10 protein-coding genes are annotated in these 13,853 nt (G+C 44.5%); 2 read left to right on the forward strand and 8 right to left on the reverse strand.

Features of this window, described 5'->3' with window-relative positions; translation table 11 throughout:
* Positions 1-131 precede the first annotated feature (131 nt).
* From RT084_RS02315 to hrpA, 3 genes are all read right to left on the reverse strand, one after another.
* Positions 132-476, reverse strand: a complete 345-nt coding sequence (locus tag RT084_RS02315; RefSeq protein WP_312383404.1) for an SMR family transporter — start codon at positions 474-476, stop codon at positions 132-134.
* Positions 477-490: 14 nt separating this feature from the next.
* Entirely contained in the window at positions 491-1,978 is a 1,488-nt protein-coding gene (gene rimO / locus RT084_RS02320) for a 30S ribosomal protein S12 methylthiotransferase RimO (protein WP_312383402.1), read from the reverse strand.
* Between the two features lie 320 nt (positions 1,979-2,298).
* Complete coding sequence (gene hrpA, locus RT084_RS02325) at positions 2,299-6,486, reverse strand: ATP-dependent RNA helicase HrpA (protein WP_312383637.1); 4,188 nt, start codon at positions 6,484-6,486, stop codon at positions 2,299-2,301.
* Between the two features lie 214 nt (positions 6,487-6,700).
* Here hrpA and RT084_RS02330 point away from each other — a divergent pair, with 214 nt between their 5' ends.
* Positions 6,701-7,369: an alpha/beta hydrolase gene (locus tag RT084_RS02330; protein WP_312383400.1), complete on the forward strand. Its 669-nt coding sequence runs from the start codon at positions 6,701-6,703 to the stop codon at positions 7,367-7,369.
* Between the two features lie 64 nt (positions 7,370-7,433).
* On the opposite strand, the gene RT084_RS02335 is transcribed toward RT084_RS02330, so the two are convergent.
* Positions 7,434-7,856, reverse strand: a complete 423-nt coding sequence (locus RT084_RS02335; protein WP_312383398.1) for a hypothetical protein — start codon at positions 7,854-7,856, stop codon at positions 7,434-7,436.
* 13 nt (positions 7,857-7,869) lie between these two features.
* Positions 7,870-8,475, reverse strand: a complete 606-nt coding sequence (wrbA, locus tag RT084_RS02340) for an NAD(P)H:quinone oxidoreductase (protein WP_099833861.1) — start codon at positions 8,473-8,475, stop codon at positions 7,870-7,872.
* Between the two features lie 250 nt (positions 8,476-8,725).
* Here wrbA and RT084_RS02345 point away from each other — a divergent pair, with 250 nt between their 5' ends.
* On the forward strand, positions 8,726-10,747 hold the full coding sequence (locus RT084_RS02345; protein WP_312383394.1) for a YihY/virulence factor BrkB family protein: 2,022 nt from the start codon (positions 8,726-8,728) through the stop codon (positions 10,745-10,747).
* A gap of 72 nt (positions 10,748-10,819) precedes the next feature.
* On the opposite strand, the gene RT084_RS02350 is transcribed toward RT084_RS02345, so the two are convergent.
* From RT084_RS02350 to RT084_RS02360, 3 genes are read right to left on the reverse strand one after another with little or no spacing between them, the layout of a single operon-like run.
* Positions 10,820-11,344, reverse strand: coding sequence for a DUF2127 domain-containing protein (locus RT084_RS02350; RefSeq protein WP_313097481.1), 525 nt, complete (start codon positions 11,342-11,344; stop codon positions 10,820-10,822).
* Positions 11,345-11,398: 54 nt separating this feature from the next.
* The gene (locus RT084_RS02355) at positions 11,399-12,565 is read right to left on the reverse strand and encodes a dihydroorotase (protein ID WP_312383390.1); all 1,167 of its coding nucleotides are present in this window, start codon (positions 12,563-12,565) and stop codon (positions 11,399-11,401) included.
* 49 nt (positions 12,566-12,614) lie between these two features.
* A complete protein-coding gene (locus RT084_RS02360) occupies positions 12,615-13,598 on the reverse strand; it encodes an aspartate carbamoyltransferase catalytic subunit (RefSeq protein ID WP_409418399.1) in 984 nt (327 codons plus the stop codon).
* Between the last annotated feature and the right edge of the window lie 255 nt (positions 13,599-13,853).

Consider the following 13,853-nt stretch of genomic DNA (forward strand, 5'->3'; position numbering starts at 1 on the left):
AAAATTAACGGTTTTTAGATAGTGTAAAGATAATTTCAACAGTCATTTTAATTTTTACCCTGCTCTCACCTTGAAAATTCAATCGGCTTTAGTCATCAAACTATCAAGTCGCTATATTAATGTGTAGATTATTAATGCGTGGCTGAATGAGAAAACAGATTAATCACAATCACACCCAATACAATTAGGCTCATACCCACGATAGCAGGTAAATCCAGTTTGTTACCCAAAATAAAATAACCAATGATAGCGGTCAACACAATACCTACCCCTGACCAAATGGCATAAGCAATCCCCAGTGGTATGATTTTGATGACTTGTGAAAGAAGATAAAAAGCAATGCCAAAACAAATCACGGTGGTGATAGTGGGCAAGGGTTTGCTAAATCCCTCTGATTTCGCCAAAAAAGTTGAACCAGTAACCTCACTGACAATCGCAATCCCTAAAAGACCATACGCTAACATTGATTGAGACATGACAATCCTTATCTTTATAACAATTCACCTGTAAAACTGGCAAAAAGGTCATACTCATTGGCTTCATCAATGGTGACGGTCAAAAATTCACCGACTTTAACCGATGCATCAATATTATCTACATACACGTGACCGTCAATTTCTGGCGCATCGGCATAGCTACGGCAAATGGCGATATTTTCTTCTTCATCAATCTCATCTACCAGCACTTTTAAGGTTTTACCGACTTTCTCAGCCAGTTTTTCGGCACTGATTTGTTGCTGTAGCGCCATCAGTCGTTCATAGCGTTGTTGTTTGATAGCTTCTGGCACAGGGTTCGGCAAATCGTTTGCCACCGCGCCTTCTATTTCTGAATAGGTAAACGCCCCTACTCTGTCTAATCGCGCCTCTTTGAGCCAGTCAAGCAAATATTCAAAATCTTCTTCTGTCTCCCCAGGGAAACCCACCACGAAGGTAGAGCGAATGACAATATCGGGGCAAATCGAGCGCCAAGTTTTGATGCGCTCCAGTACGTTTTCGCTATGCGCGGGGCGTTTCATGGCTTTGAGCACATTGGGGCTGGCATGTTGGAACGGGATATCAAGGTATGGCAGTAGCTTGTCCTCACTCATCAGTTTGACCACAGCATCAACATGTGGGTAAGGATAGATGTAATGCAAACGCACCCAAATGCCCAGACGATTCAGTGCCTCGCACATATCGTAAAATTTAGATTTGATGGGCATGCCATTCCAAAAACTGGTTTTATATTTAAGATCTACGCCATAGGCTGAGGTATCTTGTGAGATGATTAATAGCTCTTTGACGCCGGCATTTTTGAGCGCAGCCGCTTCAGTCATGATACTGTCAATCGGGCGACTAACGAGGTCACCACGAAAGCTTGGGATAATACAAAATGTACAACGGTGGTTACAGCCTTCGGATATTTTGACATAAGCATAATGTTTTGGCGTAAGCTTAATGCCCGCATCATTGATTAGGTCGATTTTTGGGTCGTAAGTTTTTGATGGTGCAGGTTTTGGCACATAATGCGACACGGCATTGACGACTTCTTCATAGGCATGTGCGCCCGTCACCGCAAGCACGGCTGGGTGCATGGTTTTGATTTTTTCGGCATCTTTGCCAAGGCAACCGGTGACAATCACCTTGCCGTTTTTGGTAATCGCCTCACCAATGGCGTCAAGCGATTCTTGCACCGCAGATTCGATAAAGCCACAAGTATTGACCACCACCAAATCTGCGCCATCATAGTCACTGGCGACTTGGTAGCCATCACGGCTAAGCTCGGTGATAATGCGCTCGCTATCCACCAAGGCTTTGGGGCAGCCAAGCGATACAAAACCAATCTTAGGCGCTTTTGTCGTTACTATATCTTGAGCCAGTTGGTGCGCCGTTTGGCTGGCGCTTTGACCTACAGTACGGTTTTCGTTATGATTGGCTTGATGGTGGGTGGCAGGTTTATTGGTAGACTGGGGATTAAAAACTTGCGGTTGGCTTGGCATGATTTTCACTTTTAAAAAATTTAATCTGACTATTTTACTAAGTTTTGCTGTTTTTACCAAATCAACTTTTTAATTTTTCATCGACTCAAATTAACTGTATAGGTAAAAATTTCAAATGCTAAAAAAATTAATCTATTGTTCATAACCTATTGTTCGTAAAACCCCTATCAACTGTAGCACTCCCAATCATGACTACTCAATATGAGCCATACCCTGCAAAAACGCTCGCCGTCATGGTTTTACTTTAAGTAAATGCTTGCAAAATTATACTCAATCAATACTTTATAAAAAATCCGCCAAAGTTTGACGGATTTTTTGTTTTAAATATTCAACTCATCCCACAATTTTTCTAGGCGTTTATCTGAGACTGGCACACGGGTTTTCATCGGCTGGGCAAACAGCTGAATCCGAAACTCCTCAACCAACCAACGATACGGCATAATTGTCTCATCATTACCCTTAACAGATAGCCTTTCCATGTGTTTATCAAGCTGATACACGGCATCAAGATCGGCATCTAAATTGTGCTCAAGCCTATCAAGACGCACCAACAACGCCTGCAAATAACGCGGATATTGCTGCCAATCTTGATAACTCATGCGGTACACAAAGTCCGATAAACTCAAATCATCGAGCTGGTCTTCGATATCCTCGATACTTTCTTCAAAAATATCACGATCAAGTAACAGCAGTTTTTGGCGAACTTGCTGCCACTGCTCATACACCGATTTTAGCTGCACTAGTACGCTTTGCCCAACGCTCAAGAAATTGGCCAGCACCACGGCTTTGGCTTGGTTAAATTCATCCAAGGTCAAAGGCAACTGATTGATGGCAATCACCAACTCTTTATCATGAATCCCTGCCGTGAATTTTTCATGGTCAAACGCTGCAACAAATTTTTCAAAAGTGGCATCAAGCGTGGCATGAATCAGCAAATCTTTGAGTCTATCAAGCTCACCAAGCGGCGCAAAGGCAAGTTTAAAGTTTTTATCAATTTGGCTGGTAAGCTGTCTGGCTTTTGCTCCGAGCTCATTGCCGATTAAAGCAAGCAAGCCTTGACGGTGTTTGTTGAGTGCCACACTGACATCGGTAAACTGCTGAATAGACACAGCCTTTTTATCGCTATAGCTTGGCTGCCCATCAGCAACCAGCGCCGAAAACTGCTTGATCATCACGCCTGCACTGTGGCGGTTTTGCATAAAGTTAAAATGCTCGGGAAACTCGCTATGTACGCCTTTACCACTGGCGACAGCTTGACTTGTGGTGACTTGATGACGCAGTTTTAATGCGTCAATATCTCGCCCTTTTTCAATCAGGCGGTTTTTGTCATCGACCAACGCAATTTGTGGCTGCAAATAGGTTTCAACCTCGCTTGGGTTAAAGTCTTTTGGCTCTACAAATTGGTTGTTTGCGCCACGCACGCCGCGCTGGTTTAAGGCTTGGCACAGTTGCCTTAGCAGTCCGCCATGATGGTTTTTTTCAAGCGTGTCAAAAATTTGTTTGGCGGTATCAGGCACGGGTACGATTTGACGGCGAATATCTTTTGGCAACGTCTTTAATAGCTGCAAAACCAGCTCATAGCGCCACCCTGCAATACCCCATAATAATTCAACCGCATCAACCTGTGGTAAGGCAACGAGTGGGACTTTAATGGTCACACCATCATCGTCGCTAGTCGGGTCAAAAATATACGACAGGGGTAGTTTCAGATTACCCAGTTGCCACGTTTCTGGGAAAGCTTGGGTAGCGGGTGCTTGTTCGTTGAGTACATCTTTATCACTAAAAAATAAAAACTGTGGGTCCGTTTTTTCTACTTCTTTTCGCCAATCTTCAAATACTTTACGGCTAGCGATATGCTCAGGCACTCGCTTGGCATAAAAGTCGTATAATTGCTCTTCATCAACCAGCAAGTCTCGACGTCGCAGCTTATCTTCAATCAAGGAGACATCAGCGACTTTATCTATATTATGCTGCAAAAATGGCGGCAATTTGCCCTTTTTACCATCGCCTGTGGACGGGGCATTCAGATTGCCCAACACCAAGGCATCTCGCAAAAAGATTTCTCGAGACTCAGTAAGATTGACTCGCTCATAATTCATCAGTTGTTTGTGTACCACAATCAGACCAAACAGGCTGATTTGGGCGTATGCCTTGACATGCCCCGTTTTGGCTGACCAATGCGGCTCAAAATAATGGTATTTGAGCAAATCCCCTGCCATCGCCAATATCCACTCTGGCTCGATTTTGGCAGCGGTACGCATAAACACCTGCGAGGTCTCAACCACCTCAAACGCCATCACCCATAGCGGATTTTGTTTGAATAAAGTACTGGCTGGAAAAATCTTGGCTTTGTGCTGACGCGCAGTGACATACTCGCCGCGTTTGGCTTTGATTAGCTTGCCGCTTTTATCGACATCATTAACTTTTTGGGCAATAAACGACAGTAGACCCGTGAGCAATGCTCGGTGAATAGGCACATAACTGGCGGGCTCTTGGTTGATTGTTAATTTTAAGCCATCCACCATTTGCAGCAACTGGCTATGGGTTTGTTGCCATTCACGTAAGCGCGGTGAGCTTAAAAAATGTTTTTTGGCAAAGCTTTTACGTTGGCTGTTGGTTAGTTTGTCGTTTTCATACGGGCTTTGCGCGATTGGCGCGGCTTCATCGTCTAGTGTTTCATTTTTTTGACGGTCAATACCACCGCTTTTAAATCCACTGCTTTGAAATAAGGCCCCATGAATTGCCTGCCAAAGACTAAGATAAAATAAAAAATCGCTGTCGGCTTGGCGAAATAATGCGTGTTTTTGGTCGGCTTGGGTTTGCTTATCGCTCGGGCGTTCTCGAGGGTCTTGCACTGACAAGCCCGATACAATCACCAATAGCTCTTTGAGACAACCATATTGCTCACCTGCAATCAGCATACGTGCCAAACGAGGATCAATGGGCATTTTTGCCATCATTTGACCGACTTTGGTAAGTTGATTTGGAAGGCGTTTGGATTGACCTTTGCTATTGTTATTAGATGTGCTTAGGCTATTTTCAGGTTTTTTAGTGGCAATCGCACCCAATTCTTCTAATAGTTTACGCCCATCATTGACCAGTCGATTGTCGGGTGGCTGGATAAAGTCAAAATTTTCTACTTCCCCCAGACCCAAGTTTGCCATTTGCAAAATCACCGACGCCAAGTTGGTACGCAAAATTTCAGGCTCGGTGAATTCGGGACGGCTGGTAAAGTCTTCTTCTGAATATAAACGGATACACACGCCCGCGGCGATACGTCCACAGCGACCTTTTCGTTGATTGGCGGCAGCTTGGCTAATCGCTTCAATCGGCAGTCGTTGTACCCGCGAGCGATAGTCATAGCGTGACATCCGAGCAAACCCCAAATCAATGACGTAGCGGATATTGGGCACGGTTAAGGCGGTTTCGGCAACGTTGGTGGCGATGATAATGCGTCGTCCGCCTGTCGGGTGAAAAATCTGCTGCTGCTCGGCAAAACTTTGACGGGCAAATAACGGCAAAATCTGAGTATGACGGGGGGCATATTGGTTTAAAATATCTGCCAAATCATGAATTTGCGCTTCGGTGGCGGCAAAAATCAAAATATCCGCTTGGTCAGCATGTCCTTTGCTGGCAGCGTCTTGGTAGCACTCTTCCACCGCTGCGGTAATCGCTCGCGGCAAGTTATCTTCGACATCATCAAAGCTGTCATCATCCGAACCTGTGACAATCTCATCCGTCAACGGGCGGTAGCGCACTTCTACGGGATAACTGCGACCTTCAACCACAAACACAGGCGCGGGCGTCGCTTTTTTGGTTTTACCATCAACGCTAGAAAAATACTGGCTAAACCTTGCTGTGTCGAGCGTTGCCGAGGTGATAATCACCTTTAAATCGGGACGTTTTGGCAATAGACGCTTGAGATAACCCATGATAAAGTCAATGTTAAGACTGCGCTCGTGGGCTTCATCAATGATAATGGTATCATAGCGGCTCAAAAACTTGTCATGCGCCATTTCGGCAAGCAAAATACCGTCGGTCATCAGTTTGACAATGGAATCGGATGAGCCTTGCTCAGTAAAACGCACTTTAAAGCTCACTGTCTGTCCGAGCGTTTCCCCTAATTCTTCAGCAATGCGATTTGCCACACTACGCGCCGCTAATCGTCTTGGTTGGGTATGTCCGATTTGCCCTGTTACCCCTCGCCCTGCGAGCATGGCAATCTTAGGTAATTGGGTGGTTTTGCCTGAGCCTGTCTCCCCTGCCACGATAATGACTTGGTGGTCTTGGATGGCTTTGATGAGTCTATCGTCTTGTTGGCTGACGGGCAAATCTTCATTAAGATGTATCGTTGGCAGACTGGCGATACGGCTTTGCACTCTTTCTTGCGAGTGTTTGAGTTGTTTTTGGTAGCGGTCAAATCTTGACGTATAGTCTTCGCTTTCTTTGTCTTTGATTTGTTTTAACTGTTGGGCAAGGCGTGACAGATAATAGCTGTCTTTTGCCATGACAGGTAATTTCACATTTTGAGGCTTGTCTAGTTGAGGATCATTTAATGGTACAGCAGTCGATATAAGTTCTTTCATTCACTTAGGCTATTCTTATGGTAAACATTGCCTAGATAATGTGGTATGAATAAGCTAAAATCAAGCGTTATCTCTATTTTTAAGCTATCCAATAATTATTTTTATGACATTTGTATTTCATATGAAAGGAGAATTTATGAGTTTATTAAAAATGGTTGAAGTCATTCACAACCCTAATAAATTGCCGATTGACAGAGCGGTGATTTGGCTACATGGACTGGGCGCAAATGGTCATGACTTTGAGCCAGTCGTCCCTGACTTGGGACTCGATGGTAACCATGGCATACGGTTTGTATTTCCTCACGCCCCCGCCATTCCTGTAACCATCAACCAAGGTTATGTGATGCCAGCTTGGTATGATATTTTGGAAATGTCGCTTGAGCGCAAAATCGACACCGCACAGATTGAACAATCCGCCCGCTCGATTGGAGAATTAATCGCGCGTGAAGCCGAGCGCGGTGTATCGCCTGAGCATATCGTGATTGCTGGATTTTCACAAGGCGGTGCGGTCGCCTATCAAACCGCGTTAACCTATGACAAACCATTAGCCGGACTGTTAACCCTATCGACTTATTTAGCGACCAAAGATAGCCTAGTTTTAAGTGATGCCAATAAAAATCTAAACATCGCTATTCATCATGGCACACAAGACCCTGTCGTCCCAGTACAGCTTGGGCAAGAAGCCAAAGCATGGCTTGAGTCAAAAGGTTATCAGCCGCAGTTTTACAGCTATCCGATGGCGCACCAAGTATGTATGCCGCAACTCAAAATTATCGGTAAATGGCTAAATGATGTGTTGGCCTAACGGTGTTTTAGCATAATTTTTAGCATAAAAAGAGCGTACGTGACATGCTGCGCTCTTTTAGCAATTAGCCATTCATCTTTGGCAGTCGTTTTAACAAAATAAATAGCCAGTAATTGACCCATCCTAGCAAAACAAAATCCACCAACCACACAGTCATCAACCCCCAATGCATTTGATAGCCGTATTTGAGGGCGACCATACCACTGCCCCCCAAATATACAAAAGTGAGCATACTTAGCAGCAATAGCGCGTATGGGCTTTTGCCTTTGACGATATAAGGCGTTGATAAGAGCGCGGGTATCAACCACAGAGCTTGCCAAGCAATCCCGCCGACAATATCAGGCTTTACACTTGCCAACCAATGCGTCAATAGCGGTACTGCCAGCAATCGAAACCCCAGCCAAACCCACCATACTATGGTTAAGCGTCGGTGGATGGGATAAATGGGTTTGGGGGCAGATAGTGAGTGCGGGTCTTTTTTTCTCATAACGCTTGTTTTCTCATAACGCTTGTAATGCCTTGGCAATTTTTGCTAGACGTTGACCTTGGGCGATGGCTAACGTTTTTTCGTCCGCGGTCATGATGTGGTCATGCTTTGCGCCGCTGACATGGCTTGCACCATACGGGCTTCCACCTTGGCTCGTGGTATTGAGCGCAGGCTCACTATAGGGAATTCCCACAATCACCATGCCATGATGCAGTAGCGGCGTCATCATGCTAGTCAAAGTCGTCTCCTGCCCACCGTGCATGGTGCCCGTACTGGTAAATACAGATGCCGGTTTGTTTTGCAAATCCCCCGCGAGCCAAATTGTGACGCTATTATCCCAAAAATACTTCATCGATGCTGCCATATTGCCAAAATGGGTTGGGCTGCCGAGTGCCAGCCCCACACAGTTTTTTAAGTCATCCATGGTGGCATACAGGTCACCCTCATCAGGAATACTTGGCGCAACTTTTTCAGTCTCGCTACTGACCTTGGGTACCGTGCGAATCCGAGCGGCTATGCCTGTGCCACTATCTTCAATACCTTGTGCGACCAGATACGCCAAATCTTTGGTCGAGCCATTTTGGCTGTAGTACAAGACTAAAATATAAGGTTGACTCATGGTTTTTCTCACATCAATTTTGATAATTGTTACGTCAAGCTAGTTTGGGTGAATAAATTTTGATGGATGAATTTTGATGGCAGGGTCAAGGCAATCTACTAGCCAGATTGCCAATTGCAAAACACCAAAACTGTTCACAGTAATTCAATAAACAATTTTTTTGAATATGATACCATACTGCCATACAATCACTGCCTTTTTCGCCGATTTGATGGTCAAACTTTGAAATTTTTTATCAATAAGAACTATTATGAATGAACTCATTGCCAAACTAAAAAAATTATCCATTTTTAAACATAAATGGGTGCAGTTTTTGATGTATCTTATCAAAAATTTTATCGATGATAATTGTAGCCAAAAAGCTGCGTTATTGACTTATACCACGCTGCTGTCTATTGTGCCGATTTTAACCTTGTTGGTGGTGATTCTCTCCACCATCCCGCAGTTAGCAGAAGCGCGTGAGCAGATTCAAAACTTGATATTTAGCAATATTTTGCCCAGTACCGGATTACAGGTCACCAAGTATCTCAACCAATTTACCAGTAATTCATCGAATCTAACCATTATCGGTGTGGGTATTCTGTTTTTTACCACCATTTCCACTTTAATGACGATTGAAACCGCGTTTAACCAAATTTGGCGTGTTGAAAAAAAAGAGACTAGCTGGCTCAATCTTGTGCGTTACTGGGTGATTATTACCCTGTTACCTATTGTGCTTGCCATCGTCATGATTATCTCAAGTACCGTGCAAAGTTTGAGCTTTTTAAATCAAAAAATTGGCGGTTATGGGATTGACTGGGCGATTTGGGTACAAATCGGCTCGATTGCGATTGTGCTGATGGGGTTGGTGACCATGTATTGGTTTATCCCGCGCTGCCAAGTGCGTTTTAAACATGCGCTGGTTGCCGGTGTTGTGGTTGGAATTATCTTTGAAATCTTAAAACTCACCTTTGGTGCAATTGTTGATAACTTTACCAGTTATAAAGCGGTGTATGGGGCATTTGCAATTTTGCCGTTGTTCTTACTTTGGATTTATATTTCTTGGAATATTATCCTGCTTGGCGTACAAATCAGCTACTGTTTGACCATTTTTGAGACCAAAGAAATTTTCCCACGTCATGCTTTGTTTAGTTTGATGGATATGCTAAACGTGTTGTACCGTGAGCATAAAAAAGGCAATGTCGTCACCGAAGCCGGTCTGCGTGATGTGCTAGGTCGCCAAGAGATGCCAAATTGGTACACTTATATTAGCTTTTTACAAGATAACAATCTCATCACAACCAGTGACAAAGATGAATATGTCCTTAAACGCTCGCTCGATGATTATAGTTTTTGGGATTTTTATCAAAATATGCCCTATCCTTTGCCGCATGAAAAGGATTTGCGAAAACTTAAAAATAACGCGCCTTGGACTGTGCAATGGATTAATACCTTAGCCCGTGGTGAAGCCATGCTCAAATATAATTTTGATATATCGATGGCAAGTATTTTTGACAGTATCGCACCGCGTCAGGCTCCAAATGCCGAAGACATCGAGCCAGATAAGGGAAAAAAAGATAAAGGTAAAGGCAACAAACTAGCCGGTCAACGTGAAGGCTCAGGTCTATCAGGCGGTCAAGTCAGTGACGTGGTCAATGAAGATAAACGCATCAAAGAAACTGACGCTGAGCAAGCGACTGGTTTTGATGGTACGCTTGACTTTAAAGGTCAGGGTAGCTTGTCGAGTCAACCGCGTGATTTTAATGCCTTAAATAACGATGAGTTATCGGATGAATTATCACATGAATCCTCAGTGGATAAGCAAGCTCATGATAATCAGACACGCTTGTCAAATGATAAGGGGTTAGATGACAAACATCCGCTAAAAACGCTTGAAGAAAGTAACAGTGAATACGACAGTCATAGCGAAAACAAAGCCAATCCGTCATCCACACAAAATGGCAATGTCCAAGACGAGCATAAATTTGCGATTGACAATTATTTGAATGCCAATAATTTTGACAATATGCGTTGGGATATCAGTAATTTAGATGACACGAGTTTTAGCAATGAAATCACTACTACCCAAACAGTCCAATCAAAAATCCTAGCGGATGATGACAAACCAAAAGGTGATAATACAGCGGTAATGGCAAAAATTCGTCAGATTGTGCCGGCTAGTGTACTCGATAGCCCGTACAATCCTTTCAATTTTATCAAATCAAAAATTGCAGCCAATACGAGTAAAAAATCCCCGCGTATTATTACGGAAAAAGATAAACCAGATAGCTAGAACAGACAGCTAGTTTGGTGAGTAAAGAAGGGCAGATTCTGCCCTTCTTTACTCGCTTTTTTTATCGATAGCTTAAGCTTGTGTCATCTTTTTACCCAATAACCCTTTGGCGCGCATATTGCGATAAACCACCACAACAATGATTATATTCACTAGCAGTATCAAAAAGTTAAGCCAATTAAACCGATGGCTAAATAACTCATAAACCTCAAGCGGCAAAAACACGCCATAGCCCAATACACTATACCAATACGCCCATATCTTATCTCGATAAAGACCGTAGCTTTCCACAAAACGCAGCAGCGCATAGCCCATGACTATCCAAAAGGCTTTTTGCCAATTTTGGTTGGCGACCCAAGCATAGTGATTCAATGCCTCTATTTGGTGGTGCAGTGCCATACCCATGATACGATGCAGCGCCTGTGAAACCACCCGCGCAATCCATTGCAATTTATCATGCCCTACAAAAATAATAGCCGCCACCCCCACCGCTACCAATCCTTTTACCAGCTCATAGATAGCGACCATAATGATGGCGTTCTTGGCATGATGGCTATTAGGCACTGTCGGGGGTAACTGCTTAAACGCCTTTGGCATGATTAATTACCGTATCCAATCTTGAAACAAACTTAAAACAAGCTTTAAACAAGCCTAAAAAAAGACTTGCTCGACTTTCCCTATCAGCTCACTATTGATAAATGGCGTATTTTTGCCTTGCGACACCATCGATTCTTTAGTCACCGTCCAAGTCAGACTGGGGTCAACCAGCACCGCCCCGCCCGTTTGATGGTAGCTTGCTTCAATGCCAGCGATTTTGGCAGGGTTGAGTGCGATTTTTTCTACTAGCTGCTCTGGGGTTAAAATACCTTCTTTGACCAATTGACAAGCGAGCCCCATAAAAGTATCAAAGTTGCTAATGCCGGGTTTACACTCCGCAAATGGCGCTTGTTTAGCGGTTTTTGCCAAGGGCTCATGGTGGCTACAAATCGCATCGATAGTGCCATCTTGCAAGCCTTCTTGCAGCGCTTTTTTGTCTGTATTGGAACGCAGCGGCGGCAACACATACGCCAAGGCATTAAAACCAATCAAGGCATCATCGGTTAAATGTAACTGGTGCATCGCCACATCACAGGTCACCGGCAAGCCCCTTTGTTTTGCCCAGCGAATCAAATCAATCGATGATTTGGTGGTTAGCTGACCAAAATGTGCCGATACGCCTGTTTCTTCGACAATCAACAGCTGCTTGGATAACGCCACCGTTTCAGCAATCCAAGGAATCCCTGCCAAGCCGTGATAAGATGCAATATAGCCATCATGGGCGACACCGTTTTTGGATAAACTGGGTTCATCAGGGTAAAAAAATACTTTGATGTCATAAGTCGCCGCATAATCAAGGGCTTGCAGTAGTACGTCATCATTGGCGAATTTGCGGCGAGCATTGCTGACCCCGATGATACCACCTTGCTTCAGCCCAAGCATATTGGCGGGTTTTTCACCTTCAAGGCCTGCGGTCATCGCGCCCAATATATGCAGATGAATACCACCATCTTGATAAGCCCGCTCTCGCAAGCCTGTCAGTAACGAGCCGTTCTCAAGTACTGGGTTGGTATCGGGTGGTATAACGACATGCAAAAAACCGTTTTTTCGAGCCGCGGCGCCTTCTGATTTTAATGTACCATGCGACTGGTGTCCAGGTTCACGCAGGCGCGCACATAAATCCACTAGCGGCGGTAATAGCCATTTGCCATCGCTGTCGATAGGGTTAAGCTGCGTGGTATCAAATTGCCAGTTGGCAGGTAAAAGATTTTGAAGCGTCATGGTTTTGCCTACTTTGGTTTTGCCTACTTTGTCATTTTTTTCGCTAAATTTAAGATGCGCTGCGCGCGGCACGTTGCCCTTGCATAGCCAGTGCCAACACCGCCATACGTACCGCAATGCCGTTATTGACTTGTTTTAAAATCACCGATTGCTCGCCATCGGCAACAGCTGATGAGATTTCAACGCCGCGATTCATCGGTCCTGGGTGCATGACAAGCGCGTCAGGTTTGGCAAGGGCAAGGCGTTCGGTGGTAATGCCATACGCTTTAAAATACTCGGATGTCGATGGCAACAGCGGCGAGCCAATACGCTCATTTTGAATACGTAGACCAATGATGACATCACAGTCAACCACCGCCGCATCCAAATCGTTATAGACACTGACACCATAACGTTCAATGCCTTTTGGTAATAATGTCTTTGGCGCCACGACGCGAATTTCTTTAACCCCCAAGGTTTTGAGCGCTGCAATGTCCGAACGGGCAACGCGGCTATGCTTGATATCGCCGATAATCGCTACCGTTAATTCCTTAAACGGTCTTGGCGCTTCACGATAAATCGTGAGCATATCGAGCATGGCTTGGGTCGGATGCGCGTGCCAGCCGTCACCACCGTTGATGATGGCAATATTTGGGGTGACTTCGGTTGCCATAAAATGCGCAGCCCCACTCGATGAATGACGCACCACAAAGATATCCGCTGTCATGGCTTCAAGATTCCACAGCGTATCGCGTAAGCTTTCGCCTTTTTGGGTACTGGATTTGGCAATATCGATACTGATGACACTGGCGCCAAGACGTTTGGCAGCCACATCAAAGGTGGTGCGAGTACGGGTAGAATTCTCAAAGAACAAATTCATCACCGTACAGCCTTCAAGCTCATCACTGTTACGGATGCTATTGGGGCGACCGGCATTGTCGGTTAAGTAACCATTGGCTTTTTCGATGATGGCCATCAGCTGGGCTTTGGATAACCCTTCTACACCGATAAAATGCCGCAAATCGCCTGCTGCGGTCAGTTCTGGCTTTGCCATCGCTTGATCAAGCTTGCTCTGTAGCGCTTCGTTGGATAGGGTTTGGGTGTTTAAAATATTCATCAGCCACCTAGATTTGTTGTTATTTGTATAAATTTTGCCTATTTTACCGTAAATCGGCTGGAATAAATACGCCAATATTTTGCGATTATCGCTGATAAGACGGGTCAAAAAGTGCTACAATTTGCGGCAAATTGTCTATATTTTTTTTAATTCATCAGGTCTAAATTCACACTGCTTAATCGTATGTGATTG

It is taken from the genome of Moraxella sp. CTOTU48717, from assembly GCF_032057165.1.
Taxonomy (GTDB): domain Bacteria; phylum Pseudomonadota; class Gammaproteobacteria; order Pseudomonadales; family Moraxellaceae; genus Faucicola; species Faucicola tetraodonis.

What these genes read in the sequence shown, in the direction of transcription:
- RT084_RS02360 (WP_409418399.1), bottom strand. Translation starts at nt 13,598, where the DNA reads ATGGCAAAGCCAGAACTGACCGCAGCAGGCGATTTGCGGCATTTTATC.
- wrbA (WP_099833861.1), bottom strand. Translation starts at nt 8,475, where the DNA reads ATGAGTCAACCTTATATTTTAGTCTTGTACTACAGCCAAAATGGCTCG.
- RT084_RS02315 (WP_312383404.1), bottom strand. Translation starts at nt 476, where the DNA reads ATGTCTCAATCAATGTTAGCGTATGGTCTTTTAGGGATTGCGATTGTC.
- RT084_RS02330 (WP_312383400.1), top strand. Translation starts at nt 6,701, where the DNA reads ATGAGTTTATTAAAAATGGTTGAAGTCATTCACAACCCTAATAAATTG.
- RT084_RS02355 (WP_312383390.1), bottom strand. Translation starts at nt 12,565, where the DNA reads ATGACGCTTCAAAATCTTTTACCTGCCAACTGGCAATTTGATACCACG.
- RT084_RS02350 (WP_313097481.1), bottom strand. Translation starts at nt 11,344, where the DNA reads ATGCCAAAGGCGTTTAAGCAGTTACCCCCGACAGTGCCTAATAGCCAT.
- hrpA (WP_312383637.1), bottom strand. Translation starts at nt 6,486, where the DNA reads ATGGCAAAAGACAGCTATTATCTGTCACGCCTTGCCCAACAGTTAAAA.
- RT084_RS02345 (WP_312383394.1), top strand. Translation starts at nt 8,726, where the DNA reads ATGAATGAACTCATTGCCAAACTAAAAAAATTATCCATTTTTAAACAT.
- RT084_RS02335 (WP_312383398.1), bottom strand. Translation starts at nt 7,856, where the DNA reads ATGAGAAAAAAAGACCCGCACTCACTATCTGCCCCCAAACCCATTTAT.
- rimO (WP_312383402.1), bottom strand. Translation starts at nt 1,978, where the DNA reads ATGCCAAGCCAACCGCAAGTTTTTAATCCCCAGTCTACCAATAAACCT.